Below are 16,407 nucleotides of genomic sequence, written 5' to 3'. Positions count from 1 at the left end.
TTACCCGGTTTTCGTGGTCTGCCCGCTTAGTTCCCAAATGCTCACTGTTAGAGTTCAAAAGTTCGACAGGTCAAACGATCTGTCTCCCTACCGTCGTGCCAGGAGGATCTTTGCTTTCCGCCTTCGTCTCGGCCCTCAGGACCCCAGACCTGAGGCGGAAGATCCTCTTCACCCTCGGCTTGGTGGCTCTGTATCGGGTCGGCGCTCTCATTCCGTCCCCAGGTGTCGACTACGGCCGCGTGCGTCAGTGCATCGATATCGCCAACTCCGGTGACTCAGCAGGTATCTACTCGCTGATCAACCTGTTCTCCGGTGGCGCTCTGCTGCAGATGTCGATCTTTGCGATCGGCATCATGCCGTACATCACGGCAAGCATCATCGTGCAGCTGCTGACCGTGGTGATCCCGAAGTTCGAGGAACTTCGAAAAGAAGGCCAGTCCGGTCAGGCCAAGATGACGCAGTACACGCGTTACCTGTCCATCGCTCTGGCAATCCTGCAGTCGACCGGCATCGTCGCTCTTGCGGCACGCGGACAGTTGCTCCAGGGCTGTGACGACATCATCGCCGACAAGTCGATCTTCGGTCTTGCCATCATCGTGCTGGTCATGACTGCCGGTGCTGCCATGGTCATGTGGTTCGGCGAGGTCATCACCGAACGTGGCGTCGGTAACGGTATGTCGCTCCTCATCTTCGCCGGTATCGCATCGCGTATCCCGAGCGAGGGCAAGTCGATTCTCGACAGCCGCGGTCCACTGGTCTTCGCCTTCGTCTGCCTCGCAGCGCTGTTGATCATCGCCGGTGTCGTCTTCGTCGAGCAGGGTCAGCGCCGGATCCCGGTTCAGTACGCAAAGCGGATGGTCGGACGCAAGATGTACGGCGGATCCTCGACGTACCTGCCTCTGAAGGTGAACCAGGCCGGCGTCATCCCGGTGATCTTCGCGTCTTCACTGCTGTACCTCCCGAACTTGATCGCACAGCTGACTTCGGCCAGTACAGCGGTCGACCCCAGTTGGTGGCAGCGCCTCATCAACACCTACCTGGTGAACCCGGCCAACCCGGTGTACATCGCGATCTACTTCGGCCTGATCGTCTTCTTCACGTACTTCTACGTCGCCATCACCTTCAATCCCGAAGAGCGCGCCGACGAGATGAAGAAGTTCGGCGGCTTCATCCCCGGTATCCGACCAGGTCAGCCGACCGCGGACTACCTCAACTACGTGCTGAGTCGCATCACCCTTCCGGGTGCGATTTACCTCGGCACCATTGCTGTTCTGCCCAACCTGTTCCTCGACATCGGGAATGGCGGCGGCGCGCAGAACCTGCCGTTCGGTGGCACCGCGGTGCTGATCATGGTCAGCGTCGGCCTGGACACCGTGAAGCAGATCGAGAGTCAGCTAATGCAGCGTAACTATGAAGGGTTCCTCAAGTGAGACTTGTCCTCCTTGGTCCTCCCGGTGCCGGCAAGGGCACCCAGGCCGCTATCTTGTCCGAGAAGTTCGGCGTTCCCCATATCTCCACGGGTGATCTCTTCCGCGCGAACATCGGTCAGGCCACCGCTCTCGGTGTGGAAGCAAAGAAGTACATCGACGCCGGCGAACTCGTACCGAGTTCGATCACCAACGACATGGTGAAGGCTCGCGTCGCAGAACCTGACGCAGCAAACGGTTTCCTTCTCGACGGATTTCCGCGCTCGGTCGAACAGGCTCAGGCACTCGAGGGAATCTTGAAGGATCTCGACACCAAGCTCGACGGTGTCCTCTCTTTTGTTGTCGACGAGGACATCGTGGTCGAGCGCATGCTCGCCCGCGGTCGTGCAGACGACACCGAGGACGTCATCCGCAACCGACTCCGGGTCTACCGCGACGAGACGTCACCGCTGTTCGATTACTACAAGGACAGCATCGTCTCCGTCGACGCGATCGGCGAGGTCGAAGAGGTCAACGCACGCGCACTGGCAGCGTTGGGTAAGTAATGGTCTTCGGGCGTAAACGCAAGGTTGTTCCGTTCCGCTCCGCGGGCGAACTCGACGCGATGGCTGCTGCCGGCGCGATCGTGGGTTCGGCGCTGGTGGCGGTGCGCGCTGCGGCAAAGCCCGGTGTCAGCACTTTGGAATTGAACGCGGTCGCAGAATCGGTCATTCGTGACGCCGGCGCCGTGCCCTCGTTCCTCGGGTACCACGGCTTCACCGGTTCGATCTGCTCTTCGGTCAACGATCGCGTCGTTCACGGGATCCCTTCAGCTCAGGACATCCTGGCTGAAGGCGACCTCGTTTCCATCGACTGTGGCGCGATCCTCGACGGTTGGCACGGTGACTCTGCCTGGACGTTCGGTGTCGGTGAGATCAGCGTCGCCGATCAGGAACTCAGCGAAGCCACTCGGCTTTCGATGGAAGCCGGGATCGCGGCGATGATCGCCGGTAACCGTCTGACGGATGTTTCGCACGCGATCGAGGTCGGTACTCATGCCGCCGAGAAGTTGCACGGTCGTTCCTACGGCATCGTCGACGGATACGGTGGACACGGAATCGGTCGGGAAATGCACATGGATCCGTTCCTCGCCAATGAAGGCGCCCCGGGTAAGGGTCCTGAACTGGTTGTCGGATCGTGCCTCGCGATCGAGCCGATGCTCACGCTCGGCACCACCGACACGGTGATTCTCGACGACGACTGGACCGTTGTGACGACCGACGGGTCCCGTGCGGCGCACTGGGAACACACTGTCGCTGTGACCGAGGACGGTCCGCGGATTCTGACACTCCGGCCGGAGTAGTTGACGCCGTCGCTGACAAGTGTTGGCAGCGAGCATGATTCACGTTCGAGAAGTCCCAGCCTCATGTCGAGGCTGGGACTTTTTCGATGGGGGAGCGGTGTGCGTCGTCACCCTGACCGGAGGCGCATTTGGCCTGGTCGTTTACATCGCGTAACATGGCTAGGCGGTGCGCTATGCGCGTCGATAGTTCGTGTGCCTACGCCCGGATCGCTCCGGGATCGGGCCCCCGAAGTGCCGACGATCTTTCCATTGCGTGCCAATGTAACGGAAGCCGATGCACGAAGCATGCCAAACCAAACGGATCGCGGAGGATATGGCTAAGAAAGACGGGGCCATCGAGGTCGAAGGACGAGTAGTCGAGCCGCTGCCCAATGCGATGTTCCGCATTGAGCTCGAGAATGGCCACAAGGTCCTCGCCCACATCAGCGGAAAGATGCGTCAGCACTACATTCGCATCCTCCCGGAAGATCGCGTTGTCGTGGAGCTCTCGCCCTACGATTTGTCGCGCGGACGCATCGTTTACCGCTACAAGTAACGAACTTCCCGGACCTGACCTGGGTCAGGGAGAAGTATGTCTGCCGCGGTTCATCGCGGCGGGCTGCGACAAAACAGGAGATCAGAAGACGTGAAGGTTCAGCCGAGCGTCAAGAAGATCTGCGAGAAGTGCAAAGTGATTCGCCGTAACGGTCGAGTCATGGTGATCTGCGAGAACCTGCGTCACAAGCAGCGTCAGGGCTAGATCTAGCTTTTCGAAGATCTGCTTGGCAACAAGCAAAGAAGACCTCCCAGTACCAGCCATTGTTGACGAGACCCCACGCGATCGTTCACCGATCGCCAAGGTCGGACAATGGTTCACCCCCGGCACGGAGGCCGGGGCCCCACTGAGTTAGTTGATGAGATCATCTGCGCCTTCGGGCGTCGGTACTCGGCAAGAGGCACAGGGGAAGGGCTGGGAGCAGACCTCCGCACACCGATAAGGAAATGCCACCATGGCACGTCTCTCTGGTGTTGATCTTCCTCGCGAAAAGCGTATGGAGATCGCACTGACATACATCTACGGCATCGGCCGTACCCGCTCCAAGGAAATCCTTGACGCCACCGGCGTCAGCCCGGATCTCCGGAGCAAGGACCTCTCGGACGAGGACCTGGCAAAGCTCCGCGAGTACATCGAGGAGTCGCTCAAGGTCGAGGGTGACCTTCGCCGCGAGGTTCAGGCCGACATCCGTCGCAAGATCGAGATCGGCTGCTACCAGGGCCTGCGCCACCGTCGTGGTCTGCCCGTGCGTGGTCAGCGCACCAAGACCAACGCCCGTACCCGTAAGGGTCCGAAGCGCACCATTGCCGGCAAGAAGAAGGCGAAGTAATGCCCCCGAAGTCACGTAGCACCGGTCCGAAGAAGACCCAGAAGACGCGTCGCAGGGATAAGAAGAACATCCCGCACGGCGCCGCTCACATCAAGAGCACCTTCAACAACACCATCGTGTCCATCACGGACCCCGCCGGAAATGTCATTTCCTGGGCGTCTTCGGGACACGTCGGCTTCAAGGGTTCGCGTAAGTCGACTCCCTTCGCCGCTCAGCTTGCTGCTGAGAGCGCTGCCCGTAAGGCGCAGGAGCACGGTGTCAAGAAGGTTGACGTCTTCGTCAAGGGACCGGGATCCGGTCGCGAGACCGCAATCCGTTCCCTCCAGGCTGCTGGCCTCGAGGTCGGCACCATTTCCGATGTAACCCCCCAGCCGCACAACGGCTGCCGTCCGCCCAAGCGGCGTCGGGTATAGCGGGAAGGATAGGTAGAAGAAAATGGCACGTTATACCGGACCCATCACCCGCAAGTCGCGTCGTCTGCGCGTCGACCTCGTTGGAGGCGACCAGGCATTCGAGCGTCGCCCGTACCCGCCCGGACAGCACGGCCGCGCGCGTATCAAGGAGAGCGAGTACCTGCTCCAGCTGCAGGAGAAGCAGAAGGCTCGCTTCACCTACGGCGTCATGGAGAAGCAGTTCCGCCTGTACTACAAGGAGGCGAACAACCGCCCCGGCAAGACCGGCGAGAACCTGCTTCGCATCCTCGAGTCGCGTCTCGACAACGTCGTGTACCGCGCAGGCCTCGCTCGCACGCGCCGTCAGGCACGTCAGCTGGTCACGCACGGTCACCTTCTCGTGAACAACAAGAAGGTCGACATCCCGAGCTACCGCGTCTCGCAGTACGACATCATCGATGTCAAGGAGAAGTCGCTCTCCACGCTTCCGTTCCAGGTTGCGCGTGAGACCGTCGGCGATCGCCCGGTTCCCGGGTGGCTGCAGGTTGTCGGCTCGCGTCTGCGGATCCTGGTTCACCAGCTTCCCGAGCGCGCGCAGATCGACATCGCTCTGCAGGAACAGCTCATCGTCGAGTACTACTCGAAGTAAGGCGCTTCGCACCCCGTGAGTGGTTGAGGAGTCTCCGGACTCCTCAACCACTCACAGGGCCGCAGGCCCTTTCCCATCGTGGGCGTCAAATAGTGGACGTCCGTACAGGAGGAAATACCAATGCTCATTTCTCAGCGACCCACGCTGACCGAAGAGGTCATCGCTGATAACCGCTCGAAGTTCGTCATCGAGCCCCTGGAGCCAGGTTTCGGGTACACGCTCGGCAATTCGCTGCGCCGCACGCTGCTCTCGTCGATCCCCGGCGCTGCTGTCACCAGCATCCGTATCGACGGCGTTCTCCACGAGTTCACCACCGTCCCGGGAGTGAAGGAAGATGTCACCGACATCATCCTGAACCTCAAGGGCCTCGTCGTGAACTCCGAAGAGGACGAGCCGGTCACCATGTACGTCCGCAAGCAGGGCCCCGGCGCTGTTACTGCAGGCGACATCGTGCCCCCGGCAGGCGTCACCGTGAACAACCCTGATCTGCACATCGCCACCCTGAACGACAAGGGAAAGCTGGAGATCGAGCTCGTTGTCGAGCGCGGTCGTGGCTACGTCCCCGCCGTCCAGAACAAGGCGTCCGGCGCAGAGATCGGCCGTATCCCGGTCGACTCGATCTACTCGCCGGTGCTCAAGGTCACCTACAAGGTGGAGGCCACTCGCGTCGAACAGCGCACCGACTTCGATCGGCTCGTTCTCGACGTGGAAACGAAGAACTCCATCACCGCACGGGACGCGCTCGCTTCGGCGGGCAAGACCCTGGTTGAGCTCTTCGGCCTGGCCCGTGAGCTGAACGTCGAAGCAGAAGGAATCGAGATCGGACCCTCGCCCGCCGAGGCCGATCACATCGCTTCCTTCGGACTCCCCATCGAGGATCTGGACCTCACGGTCCGCTCCTACAACTGCCTCAAGCGCGAAGGTGTTCACACCGTCGGTGAGCTTGTCGGCCGTACCGAGTCCGATCTGCTCGACATCCGCAACTTCGGACAGAAGTCCATCGACGAGGTCAAGGTCAAGCTGCATTCGCTCGGCCTGTCCCTCAAGGACAGCCCCGCATCCTTCGATCCCACCACCGTTGCCGGCTACGACGCCGCCACCGGAACGTGGAGTGACACTGATGCCGGTTCCTTCGGCGATGCCGAAGGTACCGAGGACTACGCCGAGACCGAACAGCTGTAGCAGCTCAGGTCCTTTACTAGGAGATCATCATGCCCAAGCCCAAGAAGGGTGCCCGCTTCGGCGGGTCGGCTTCCCACCAGAAGGCGATTTTCGCCAATCTGGCTACCGCGCTCTTCGAGCACGGTCGCATCACCACCACCGAGTCCAAGGCCAAGGCACTGCGCCCCTACGCCGAGAAGCTCGTCACGCACGCGAAGGCCGGCACGCTGGCTCACCGTCGTGAGGTGCTGAAGGTCATCCGCAACAAGGATGTCGTTCACACCCTGTTCGCCGAGATCGGCCCGTTCTACGCGGACCGTAACGGTGGATACACCCGCATCATCAAGACGATCCCCCGCAAGGGCGACAACGCTCCGATGGCAATCATCGAGCTCGTCAAGGAAAAGACCGTCACCTCCGAGGCTGACCGCGCTCGTCGCGTCAAGCCCTCGCAGGAAGCTCCCGCCGCAGAGAACGTCGTCGAGGCCGTAGAGGCCGACGCGACCGAGGCTGAGGTCGAGAACGCTGACGCAGTCGTCGAGGCCATCGAGGACGAGACCGCAACTGCGGCCGACGCTCCCGAGGCCGAAGAGGCCAAGAAGGACTAGTCCCCCTTGGTTTCGGCACACGCTGAATCGAACGAGCCCGCCGCCCCCATCGGGGACGGCGGGCTCGTTCGATTGCGGCTGGACATCTCCTACGACGGCACCGACTTCTCGGGCTGGGCCCGTCAAACCGATCTGCGCACCGTGTGCGGTGAGATCGAAGACAAGTTGGGAACGGTACTACGGCAACCGGTTCAGCTGACTGTTGCCGGTCGCACGGACGCCGGCGTTCACGCCACGGGGCAGGTAGCGCACGTCGACGTCCCGGGCGAGTTGCTCCCCGACGATCCGTCGCGACTCGTGCGCAGACTTGCACGCTTCCTGCCCAAGGACGTTCGGGTCAAACAGATCTCGGTGGTTCCGGGTGACTTCGATGCGCGCTTCTCGGCGATGCGGCGCTACTACGAGTACCGGGTGACCAACGCGGCATTCGGAGTGGAACCCCTACGCGCGCGCGATACGGTGTCGTACCCCAAACCACTCGATCTCACAGCGATGCACGAAGCGTCGAATCGGCTTCTGGGCCTGCACAACTTCGCGGCATTCTGCAAGCGTCGAGAAGGCGCTACGACGGTGCGGGAGTTGCAACGCTTCGACTGGGCGCAGGAGGGCACGGTGTTCACGGCGTACGTGAATGCCGATGCGTTCTGCTGGTCGATGGTCCGGAGTCTTGTCGGGGCAGTCCTCTCGGTCGGTGAGGGACGCCGCACCGCCGACTGGGTGGCAGGTTTGCTCGACGAAACGTCGCGGTCGAGTTCGATCCTCGTTGCGCCGGCGCACGGACTTTCGTTGGTTCGCGTGGACTACCCCGACTACTCGGAACTGGCTGCCCGCAACGCGATTACCCGTGAAACCCGCGAGATTCCGTCTTCGGGTGGGTGCTGCGGGGACTGACCGCCTTGATAGAAAATGTAGACGACTATCCCGCCAATTGGCGCGCGATGACCAGACGCTGAATCTGATTGGTGCCCTCGAAGATCTGCGTGATCTTGGCCTCGCGCATGTAGCGCTCGACGGGGAAGTCCTGGGTGTAGCCATACCCACCGAATACTTGAACGGCGTCGGTGGTGACCTTCATTGCTGCGTCGGTGGCAACGAGCTTGGCGACGCTGGCGTTGCGCGAATACGGAACTCCGGCGTCGCGGCGGCGGGCTGCATCGAGGTAAGTGGCTCGCGCGGAGTCAACTGCGGCCGCCATGTCCGCGAGGACGAATCCGAGGCCCTGGTGATCGATGATCCGCTTGCCGAATGCCTTGCGCTCCTTCGCGTAAGCGACCGCGTCGTCGAGTGCGCCCTGAGCGATTCCGACGGCAACAGCAGCGATTCCGAGCCGGCCGGAGTCGAGCGCGCTGAAGGCGATCGGCAATCCCTGGCCGCGCTGACCGATCAACCGCTCGTCAGGGACGAAGGCGTCGTCGTAATTCGCGGATGCAGTGGGGACCGCGCGCAGTCCCATCTTCTCCTCGGGCTTGCCGAAGCTGAGGCCTTCGGTGTCCTTGTCCACCAGGAGGCAGGAGATGCCGCGAGAGCCGTCGTCACTGGTGCGGGCGAAGAGGTTGTAGAAGTCTGCCTTGCCGCCGTTGGTGATCCAGGCCTTCGAGCCGTTGATGCGATAGCCACCGTCGGTGGCCGTCGCCTTGCACGACAATGCGGCGGCGTCGGATCCGGCCTGCGCTTCGGAAAGACTGTAGGCGCCGATGGTGTTGCCGCCCAGCATGTCCGGCAGCCAGCGGGTCTTCTGTTCGTCGGTGCCGAAGGTGAACAGTGGGAAGCACGAGAGGCTGTGTACGCTCACCGCCACTGCAACCGCTGCCCAGCGCGAGGCGATCTCTTCGAGGACTTGGAGGTACACCTCGTACGGCTGATCGCCGCCACCGAATTCCTCGGGATACGGAAGGCTCAGCAGGCCTGCCTGTCCGAGTGCGGGGAACACGCCTTCGGGATACTTCTCGGCCTTCTCGTATTCGTTGACCTTGGGCGCGAGTACCTTGTCCGCGACATCACGCGTCAGTTCGATGAGATCGCGAGCTTCTTGGCTGGGCATCAGGCGTTCGACGGGCACGGTCGGCTCCTAGCTAGGTAGTAGTACTGAGAACGATACTGCAGTACTGTCTTGCGTATGGCAAGGCTGGTTCACAAGACGACTGCGCGCAGGGCAGAGTTGTTCGATCAATTGGTCGAACTGTTCTTGAGCGAGGGTTTCGCCCACCTCACGCTCGACGAGATCTCAGCTCGTCTGCACTGCTCCAAGAGCACCTTGTACACCGTGGCGGCCGGCAAAGAGGATCTGGTGCGGGCTGTGACGGTGCACTTCTTCCGTGCGGCGACCGATGCGGTGGAGAGTGCCGTCGCTGCCGAAGCGGCACCGACTCGTCGAGTCGCGGTGTATCTCGAAGCAGTCGGTGATCAACTGACCGCGGCGTCCCGTCAATTCATGGAAGACCTGGCTGAATCGGTGTCGGCGAGTCAGGTTTACGAGAAGAACACGTCGATCGCCGCGGATCGTGTGCGAGCGCTCATCGTCGAGGGAGTGGATTCGGGCGCATTCCGGCGGGTACACGCGTCATTTGTCGCTGATGCGGCCGCAGCGACAATGGTTCGGATCCAGCAACGCGCGGTCTATCGGGCTACCGGGTTGGACGATGCCAGCGCGTATCGGGAACTGGCCGCACTCATCACGGACGGGATCACTGCGTGACGAGTCGCTAGCATCGACGTTCATGGCACCTTTGAAGGTCGAAGTCATCGTAGGTTCGGTCCGCGAGGGGCGAATAGGACGAGCAGTGGCGGATTGGTTTGTCGAGCGCGCAACCGCGAACCCGTCGTGGAACGTATCGGTGATCGACCTCAGAGAGCTGTCGTTGCCCCAGGATTTCTCGGATTCACCTGCCACGGAGGTTTTCCGCCAGCGAATCGGACGAGCCGACGCTGTTGTTGCTGTGACCTCCGAATACAACCACGGGTACCCGGCTGCCCTCAAGACCGCATTCGATTCCGTGAAACACGAGTGGCGTGCCAAGCCGATCGGATTCGTGTCCTACGGCGGGATTTCAGGTGGTGTTCGGGCCGTCGAACAACTGAGGCAGGTAGTGGCGGAGCTGCACATGGTCTCGGTGCGTCAAAGCGTGACCATTCACCGGGTACGCAAGCAATTCGGACACGAGCCGTACGGCGTCGATTCGATCGCGATCGATGCGAGCGAGAAGATGATTCGTGAATTGCATTGGTGGGGGAGCGGATTGCGGATGCAGCGTGCGAGTGATCCCTATCCTGGCTGATCTTGGACATACGCGATCACGCCATCTGGTGAGCGTCGCCGGCTCGAGGACGGCCGATGAACGAGGTCTCGGAAGCAATGGTTACCAGAGTCAGTTCGACGCGCGTGCGGCCGGTTTCGACTGTGATCTTGTCACCGAGTGCGAATGGCTGGACTATCGAGATTTCAGGGTCGATCCGAGGCCATTGGCGTGGATGTCCGTACACGTAGATCGCGGTCACGCCGGCACGCGGCGGTAACCCCTCGACTCCGTCGAACACGACAGTGTTGAAAGCGCCCTCGAGCCCACCACCCTGCCCGGACACGCGGAGTCGGTCAGGCACTCCCATGGAGTCGGTGAGCGCGGTCCATGCTTCCGGTCGATCGGTGTGGATGAGTACCAGTGCGCCGGTCGCGATGGCTCGAAAGATCAATTGCTGAGCCAGATAGAGTTCGCCGGCGACAAAAACGGTGTTGACGCCTGGCCCCGAAATTCTGGCCGCGACACCGTGCCCGTTTCGGTCCGAGCCGATGAGCTGGCCGCACCCGGCAAGAGGTAGAGCGAGTGAGTCGAGTGTGCCCCCGTCCATGCGAATGTGCGGCGTGATGCGGTCCAGCGCGGCCAATGCGGTTGGCAGGTTGGTCAGCAATCCGTCGCGCTGGCGCCCACGAAGCGAGACCAAACCGGCCAGCGGTGCGTTCTCAGGTGGATTGCGCGTGGTGAAGCGACATGTCGCACTGACCTTCGCCTCTCCGCGTTCGCCCGTGGGGCGCAACCGAATTGTCACGGACGTCCCGACCGTTGCCACTGCCCATACTCGGGTCAGGGTCGAGGTGGTGATGAAACGGGGTTCGATTCCGTATCCGACGTTGGACACACCAGGCAAGGGGGTACTTCGCCACGTTTCGGTGACCTCGTGGCTGGCGACTCCTCTTGCGACCTGGGCAGTGGACGACGCGATCTCCGGTGCGGTGAGGATCCGCGCCTTGCATCCCGCTGAATCGAGCACCCGGATGACACGATTGGCGGCAACAGCGATCGCGCGGCCCGCGCCCTGTTCGCCCCCGCCTCGGCGTTCGACTGCTGCACGACCCTCCAAAGCGTCGAAACGTAGTGCAAGCCAAACACTTCTGGTGGCGGTGGCTGGTAGTGGCCCGATGAGACGTTCGTAGACTTCGGTGGCCGGCGTTCCTGATGCGGCGCGGTATCCATGACTGACAATGTCGATGCCGGTGAGTGAGATGTCGTGCTGATACAGACAATTGACCAGGGCTGCCGTGGGCAGAAGGTGGGAAGCGTCGAATGAATGGCGCCCGATCCTGGTCAGGTAGTCGCGTGGGGGAGCGATCTCGACGACAGCGACGAGTGAAGATCCGTCCACTCGGAGCCCGATCGACTGTTCGGAGGGAGTGTGAAAACTGACGATCGTGCTGCCGTCGGCGTCCTTGCGGCGCAAATAGCGAAAGTACTTGACAATCCAGGACATTACCGACCAACCGCCCACATGGAGGAGCATTGATCCGGCAACCACACAACCGATTGCCAGCGCCCAGAGCCAATCCAGCCCACTGGCCATCGCGATTCCGCCTGCACTGATTCCGAGAATCTGTGCCGACACGAATTCGTGCGTCGAAATCCTGTGTGACGACGGCCAATGCTTCAACCGCGATCGGTCCACGGTTCCTCCCCGATACCTGACCTGCGAACTACCCGAAAATTTCCGCCCCAGCCAAACTGTACTGTGTCTTCGCAAGGGGATGTAAGGCACGGGGGGAATGATGGCTGCAACACCTACCACGCGCTGGCAGGTCAATGGGTACCGATTCTTGGTCAGGCGGATGGAACATGCGCTGGTCAGACGAGACGTGCGGATGCTTCACGATCCGATGCGGTCACAGTCCCGCGCCTTCACCGTCGGAATAGTCCTCGCTGCACTGGGATTGGCGGGTTGCGCGGTACTTGCTCTGTTTCGGCCACAGGACAAGATCGGCGATGCAGAAATCGTTGTTGCAAAGGAATCTGGCGCAATGTTCGTCGCCATGGAGGGTACTTTTCGCCCTGTGCTGAACTTGGCCTCCGCCCGACTGATTCTGGGTTCGCCAGTAAAACCGGCAATAGTCAAGGCGTCTGAGGTCGAGGCGAAACCGAGGGGCGCGCTCGTCGGCATTCCCGGCGCACCGTCCGCGCTGCCGGAATCAGCCGACCCGAGCAACGCCTTGTGGACGGTATGCGATTCCGTCGGATCCGACGGGAGAAAATCGTTGACGACTTCGGTCCTGGTCGGCTCGTCCAATGTCGGTGAAAACACGACATATCTGACGAGGGACCGTGCATTCCTGGTGAAGTCGGGTTCCGATCACTTTCTCGTCTACGACGGGAAGCGAGCGGAAATCGATGTGGACAATCCGGCGATCATGCGGGCTTTGGGGCTGGAGGGAGCACAGGCGCGACCGATCAGTGCCGGATTTCTCAATTCGATCCCCGAAGTTCCGCGCATCGAGCTCCGCGAATCCGCGAACTGGGATCAGCGCCCCGGTTCCCGCTACAGAACAAGACTGTCGGCTCCGTCGTTCAGGTTTCGGTGGGCGCGGACCTGCAGTACTACGTGGTGCTCGAGAACGGTATCCAGAAGGTCGGTGCGGCGCTCGCCCAACTGATCTACTTCTCGGATTCGCAGGGCGCCACCGGGATCGCGAGCGTCACCCCTGATGCCATCAGTCGTATTCCTTCGGTGAGGGAACTGGCCGTCGACTCGTTGCCGCAGGTGGTTCCGGAGATCGTCGATGATCATGGCGCACCTGTCGGCTGTCTGGAATGGGCTCCCTCACCTGCAGTCGAGGGCGGCGAAAGTAGTTCTGCAACATTGAAACTCGTCGCTGGATTGCAGGTTCCGATCCCGGAGGGTGGCAAGTTGGTGTCGTTGGCGCAGGCGGACGGATCGGGCGACAATCTCGACAGCGTCCACGTCGAACAGGGCTTCGGTGGGTTTGTTCAAGCGACCGGAATCGAGACGAACAGCACCAGGCACGACGGAGTGTTCTACGTAGCGGATACCGGTGTGAAATACGGAGTGCCGGACGAAACCTCTGCTCGCGCGCTCGGATTGACGCGAACGCCTGATCGTGCGCCTTGGCAGATGCTCGATCTACTTGCATCAGGTCCGGCGCTCGAGAAGAGCAATGCACTGATAGCTCACGACGGAGTCGCCCCCGATTCAACGCCGGCCGCTCCGGTGAACTGAACACCGTTGACGATTCAGAGATCGACGTCCCGTCGTTCGGGAAGTCTCCGACGAATTGCTCGACGAATGGGCATCGACGCCAATAGCGTCAGTAGGGCTAGGGTGCCGACCGTTCCGGCTCCGACGAGTGCCGCGTCGCGAGATCGGTTGTCGGGGGTCGGCGGCGTGGGTAGGGGATCGATCGTTACCGACTGATGATTGACCTTGACGCGTTCCCCCGGTGCCAATTCGCCCGTTACCGCGGCGAGTGGATCGATGACGCCGTGACCGACGTAGGGATTCCAACCCTGCGCCGGAGCGTGGGCGGTGGCTTCGATACGTTGCATGACCTGAAGTGCAGTCAGTTCCGGGTGAACCGACCGGACCAGCGCGGCGGTTGCCGCGACATAGGGCGCAGCGAAACTGGTCCCGTTGAACGACTGTACGGCGCCGTCGGAGCCGTAGACTCCGTTGGTCAGACCAGGCGACGTCGGGTGAAGTGAGATGATTCCGGTGCCGGGCGCCGCAACGTCGACCCATGGACCGCCGAGGCTGAAGGAGCTGGCGGTGCCATTGGGGTCGACCGACCCGACGGTGAGGACATAGTCGTCGTACCAGGCAGGACTGGCAATCGTCGTAACCGAGTTCCATGGATCGGCTTGTGGATCGAGGGGATCCGGCGGTGGATTCTGGTTCTTGCAACCTCCGGATCCGACGTTCCCTGCAGCAGCGACGACTACGGCGTTCTTCGCGATCGTGGCGTATTCGATTGCAGCGCCCAGTCGTTGGTCGTTGATCCCGTCCCCGGCAGGCTTGCAAGCGACCTCGGAGATGTTGATAACGCTTGCACCCAAGTCAGCAGCGTGACGTACGGCCAGTGCCATGGTGTCGACGTTTCCGTAGCCAGACGAATTCTCGGCTACGGCAGGGTCTTCGCGTTGGCCGGCCACCGAGAAAGCGGCACTGGACTGCCTGATCGAGATGATCTGTGCGTCCGGCGCAGCTCCGGAAAATCCGGAACCGTCGACCTGCTCGGCGGCGATGAGACCGGCGACGGCTGTTCCGTGTGAGTCACAATCGTCGGTGCCGTCGGAGGTCCCGACATAGTCACCGCCGCCTTCGAGGGCCGGTAGCCGGGGATGTCTGCTGACGCCGGTGTCGATGACAGCAATTCGCTGCCCCGCCCCTCGGGTGATCGACCACACCGAATCGAATCCGAGATCCTGTTGAGAACGTGGAATATCCGCGCCGTCACCACCCGCTACGGCGGGGACGCACAGGGTTCGTTGTTCGGTGGGTTGGGGAGGCGCGGGTGGACCGTCCTCCGGCAGCATTGCAGGATCGATGGGGGAAGGAACCGCACTCGATGCGCCACCCGCCCCGGCGAGGACTGTTAAGACAACGATCACGAGTGCGGCACAGATGTTCGTCGCGCGTCGAATCACCATCGAGATCCGATCGCTCAAAGACCGCGCATGAGCGCGAAGAGCCCACTGACCCAGCAGATCAGCGGAACGATTGCTGCAATCGCAGCGAGGTCCAACAGTTCGGCCGCGCGTCGCATCACGGGGCTGAATGTGTTCTGGGGGGCGAGGATTCCCAGAATCAGTGACAGGAGGAGAACAGTCATCGTGATGGCGAAGACGACCAATGCATGGTCGCGATGGGTCCATGCCATGCCGCCCAGGAGAGCGAGAACCACCGAGATGCCTGCCGAGATGAGTGGGACCGCCTGATGTGCGCCCGCGTAGGTGCGCCCGCGAAACATCAGCACGACGGCCGTCGCGAATGCGAGAGCAAGGTTCGGCCAGACGATTCCCTGACCGGGCCAGGGCCACGCGAGCGCGACTGCGGCAGTGAGCGCGACCACTGACGTGGCTACGATCAGTCCGGTCAGGTAGCTACGAGCCCGCCCTGCCCTTTCAGTCAACTCGGTCAGCCCGGGCAGTTCGGGCTCGGGCAGTCCGTCGCGATCGTCGTCGAGGGGATTACTCGGTGTCGGAACCGGGGGAAGCGGTAATCGCGCGAACAGCATCGACAGTCGAGCGGTGAACGTGAGAACGATCAATGCTGCGGCAATCACCGCGCTGCTGACGGTTGCGGTGCGCGCCTCGGGAAGCGTCGTCGCGACGGCGAAGGTGCCCACCGCAGCAAGGAGGACGACGAGAAGTGCGGTGAAGACGGCTAATCCGGCACCGCACAAGCGGAGGCAGATCAGAGTCACCGCGGCTGCGAATGCCGAACCGAGAAGGAGATGAGCAGAAAGAACAGTGCCGGGTACGCAGAGGGCGCCGGAGACGAACGCCAGTGGCACCGCTGTGCATCCGAGCGTGATGGAGCTTGCAGTGTCTCCGTACACCCGCGCTGCCACGACGGCGGCGACGGTGAGCACCAAAGACGTCACTCCACCGCAGACAGCGCCGATCAGACCTGTATCGCCGAGGACCAGGGCGAGGGCCGCGACGAGCGCAGCGACGAGGGCGGCGGACGACCCGACAATGCGCGCGGTGATCGGAGTCCAGCGTCGGTAGATGTCTGCATCCGTCGCCGCGACGGTGTACATGATGTCGTCGAAGAGTGGGGGCGGGGCAGCGGTGTCCGCGGCCGCGAGTACGAGCAATTCCCCATCGCGGATTCCATGCTCGTGCAGCGACAGCGTCGGCGCCAGCGGTGCCCTGCCGACTTTCGACAGAGTCCAGTCGACGGGCTCGAATTGTTCGGCGCTGTGGTCGAACTCGTTGAAATTGCTGTGGTTGACAATTGTGTCCACAATGCCCGGAATGACCACCGCGAGTGGAACACGAAGCGGCACCGCAAGATCCACCTGCGAATGGGCTGAAAGTACCGTCAACCTGCACAGTTCGGCAGAATGGGTTACGCGTCGTCCGTTTGCGGTGTGCGCAGCGCTGGTTTCAGTGATGCTGGTCAAGATCTGTCCCCTCCCATGACGCGATTCCCCTGTCACGTCACCCCAGTTCACCCGAACAATA

The 16,407-nt window shown here is 61.9% G+C and carries 17 protein-coding genes and 1 pseudogene; 14 read left to right on the top strand and 4 right to left on the bottom strand.

The annotated features are described in order from the left end of the window. Window positions 1–110 precede the first annotated feature (110 nt). From secY to truA, 11 genes are all read left to right on the top strand, one after another. The gene (gene secY / locus AC1DVN_RS04080; protein ID WP_020906895.1) at window positions 111–1,430 is read left to right on the top strand and encodes a preprotein translocase subunit SecY; all 1,320 of its coding nucleotides are present in this window, start codon (window positions 111–113) and stop codon (window positions 1,428–1,430) included. Next, window positions 1,427–1,972 (top strand): adenylate kinase, encoded by a 546-nt coding sequence (locus AC1DVN_RS04075; RefSeq protein WP_003940868.1) that lies wholly within the window; start codon window positions 1,427–1,429, stop codon window positions 1,970–1,972. The genes secY and AC1DVN_RS04075 overlap by 4 nt, the downstream gene beginning before the upstream one ends. Then, window positions 1,972–2,769, top strand: coding sequence for a type I methionyl aminopeptidase (gene map / locus AC1DVN_RS04070; RefSeq protein WP_003940806.1), 798 nt, complete (start codon window positions 1,972–1,974; stop codon window positions 2,767–2,769). The genes AC1DVN_RS04075 and map overlap by 1 nt, the downstream gene beginning before the upstream one ends. A 313-nt stretch (window positions 2,770–3,082) precedes the next feature. Continuing rightward, window positions 3,083–3,304 carry a translation initiation factor IF-1 gene (gene infA / locus AC1DVN_RS04065; protein ID WP_003418601.1) on the top strand — a complete coding sequence of 74 codons (222 nt, stop codon included), beginning with the start codon at window positions 3,083–3,085 and terminating at the stop codon, window positions 3,302–3,304. Window positions 3,305–3,394: 90 nt separating this feature from the next. Next, entirely contained in the window at window positions 3,395–3,508 is a 114-nt protein-coding gene (gene rpmJ, locus AC1DVN_RS04060) for a 50S ribosomal protein L36 (protein ID WP_003938068.1), read from the top strand. A gap of 250 nt (window positions 3,509–3,758) precedes the next feature. Next, on the top strand, window positions 3,759–4,133 hold the full coding sequence (rpsM, locus tag AC1DVN_RS04055) for a 30S ribosomal protein S13 (protein ID WP_003940834.1): 375 nt from the start codon (window positions 3,759–3,761) through the stop codon (window positions 4,131–4,133). Further along, window positions 4,133–4,546 carry a 30S ribosomal protein S11 gene (rpsK, locus tag AC1DVN_RS04050; RefSeq protein ID WP_003940683.1) on the top strand — a complete coding sequence of 138 codons (414 nt, stop codon included), beginning with the start codon at window positions 4,133–4,135 and terminating at the stop codon, window positions 4,544–4,546. Before rpsM ends, rpsK begins: the two co-directional genes overlap by 1 nt. Before the next feature lie 22 nt (window positions 4,547–4,568). After that, the gene (gene rpsD, locus AC1DVN_RS04045; RefSeq protein WP_003940769.1) at window positions 4,569–5,174 is read left to right on the top strand and encodes a 30S ribosomal protein S4; all 606 of its coding nucleotides are present in this window, start codon (window positions 4,569–4,571) and stop codon (window positions 5,172–5,174) included. A 120-nt stretch (window positions 5,175–5,294) separates the two neighbouring features. After that, window positions 5,295–6,356, top strand: a complete 1,062-nt coding sequence (locus AC1DVN_RS04040) for a DNA-directed RNA polymerase subunit alpha (protein ID WP_003941016.1) — start codon at window positions 5,295–5,297, stop codon at window positions 6,354–6,356. Between the two features lie 29 nt (window positions 6,357–6,385). Then, the gene (gene rplQ / locus AC1DVN_RS04035; protein WP_477993490.1) at window positions 6,386–6,943 is read left to right on the top strand and encodes a 50S ribosomal protein L17; all 558 of its coding nucleotides are present in this window, start codon (window positions 6,386–6,388) and stop codon (window positions 6,941–6,943) included. A 6-nt stretch (window positions 6,944–6,949) separates the two neighbouring features. Beyond that, window positions 6,950–7,834, top strand: a complete 885-nt coding sequence (gene truA / locus AC1DVN_RS04030; RefSeq protein ID WP_172933402.1) for a tRNA pseudouridine(38-40) synthase TruA — start codon at window positions 6,950–6,952, stop codon at window positions 7,832–7,834. Between the two features lie 25 nt (window positions 7,835–7,859). Here truA and AC1DVN_RS04025 read toward each other — a convergent pair whose 3' ends face one another. After that, window positions 7,860–9,002 (bottom strand): acyl-CoA dehydrogenase family protein, encoded by a 1,143-nt coding sequence (locus AC1DVN_RS04025; RefSeq protein WP_172933403.1) that lies wholly within the window; start codon window positions 9,000–9,002, stop codon window positions 7,860–7,862. A gap of 57 nt (window positions 9,003–9,059) precedes the next feature. Between AC1DVN_RS04025 and AC1DVN_RS04020 the strand changes: the two genes are divergently transcribed. Both AC1DVN_RS04020 and AC1DVN_RS04015 read left to right on the top strand, forming a co-directional pair. After that, window positions 9,060–9,638, top strand: coding sequence for a TetR/AcrR family transcriptional regulator (locus tag AC1DVN_RS04020; RefSeq protein WP_021343562.1), 579 nt, complete (start codon window positions 9,060–9,062; stop codon window positions 9,636–9,638). Between the two features lie 22 nt (window positions 9,639–9,660). Then, the gene (locus AC1DVN_RS04015) at window positions 9,661–10,218 is read left to right on the top strand and encodes an NADPH-dependent FMN reductase (protein WP_020906901.1); all 558 of its coding nucleotides are present in this window, start codon (window positions 9,661–9,663) and stop codon (window positions 10,216–10,218) included. 16 nt (window positions 10,219–10,234) lie between these two features. On the opposite strand, the gene eccE is transcribed toward AC1DVN_RS04015, so the two are convergent. Then, the gene (gene eccE / locus AC1DVN_RS04010; RefSeq protein ID WP_020969048.1) at window positions 10,235–11,875 is read right to left on the bottom strand and encodes a type VII secretion protein EccE; all 1,641 of its coding nucleotides are present in this window, start codon (window positions 11,873–11,875) and stop codon (window positions 10,235–10,237) included. Between the two features lie 97 nt (window positions 11,876–11,972). Between eccE and eccB the strand changes: the two are divergent. After that, window positions 11,973–13,438: pseudogene (eccB, locus tag AC1DVN_RS04005) on the top strand (type VII secretion protein EccB). A 14-nt stretch (window positions 13,439–13,452) separates the two neighbouring features. Here the strand turns inward: eccB and mycP are convergent. Both mycP and eccD read right to left on the bottom strand, forming a co-directional pair. Further along, entirely contained in the window at window positions 13,453–14,865 is a 1,413-nt protein-coding gene (gene mycP, locus AC1DVN_RS04000; protein WP_172933404.1) for a type VII secretion-associated serine protease mycosin, read from the bottom strand. A 14-nt stretch (window positions 14,866–14,879) separates the two neighbouring features. Then, window positions 14,880–16,346, bottom strand: coding sequence for a type VII secretion integral membrane protein EccD (gene eccD / locus AC1DVN_RS03995; RefSeq protein ID WP_243617057.1), 1,467 nt, complete (start codon window positions 16,344–16,346; stop codon window positions 14,880–14,882). Window positions 16,347–16,407: the final 61 nt, after the last annotated feature.

The sequence above is a fragment of the Rhodococcus sp. P4_E4 genome, from assembly GCF_056401575.1.
This window is presented reverse-complemented; position numbering and strand designations above follow the sequence as displayed.

Bases quoted from the DNA above. Each gene is read 5' to 3' on its own strand.
- map (WP_003940806.1), top strand. From the start codon at position 1,972: ATGGTCTTCGGGCGTAAACGCAAGGTTGTTCCGTTCCGCTCCGCGGGC.
- infA (WP_003418601.1), top strand. From the start codon at position 3,083: ATGGCTAAGAAAGACGGGGCCATCGAGGTCGAAGGACGAGTAGTCGAG.
- rpsM (WP_003940834.1), top strand. From the start codon at position 3,759: ATGGCACGTCTCTCTGGTGTTGATCTTCCTCGCGAAAAGCGTATGGAG.
- rpsK (WP_003940683.1), top strand. From the start codon at position 4,133: ATGCCCCCGAAGTCACGTAGCACCGGTCCGAAGAAGACCCAGAAGACG.
- rpsD (WP_003940769.1), top strand. From the start codon at position 4,569: ATGGCACGTTATACCGGACCCATCACCCGCAAGTCGCGTCGTCTGCGC.
- AC1DVN_RS04040 (WP_003941016.1), top strand. From the start codon at position 5,295: ATGCTCATTTCTCAGCGACCCACGCTGACCGAAGAGGTCATCGCTGAT.
- rplQ (WP_477993490.1), top strand. From the start codon at position 6,386: ATGCCCAAGCCCAAGAAGGGTGCCCGCTTCGGCGGGTCGGCTTCCCAC.
- AC1DVN_RS04020 (WP_021343562.1), top strand. From the start codon at position 9,060: ATGGCAAGGCTGGTTCACAAGACGACTGCGCGCAGGGCAGAGTTGTTC.
- AC1DVN_RS04015 (WP_020906901.1), top strand. From the start codon at position 9,661: ATGGCACCTTTGAAGGTCGAAGTCATCGTAGGTTCGGTCCGCGAGGGG.
- mycP (WP_172933404.1), bottom strand. From the start codon at position 14,865: ATGGTGATTCGACGCGCGACGAACATCTGTGCCGCACTCGTGATCGTT.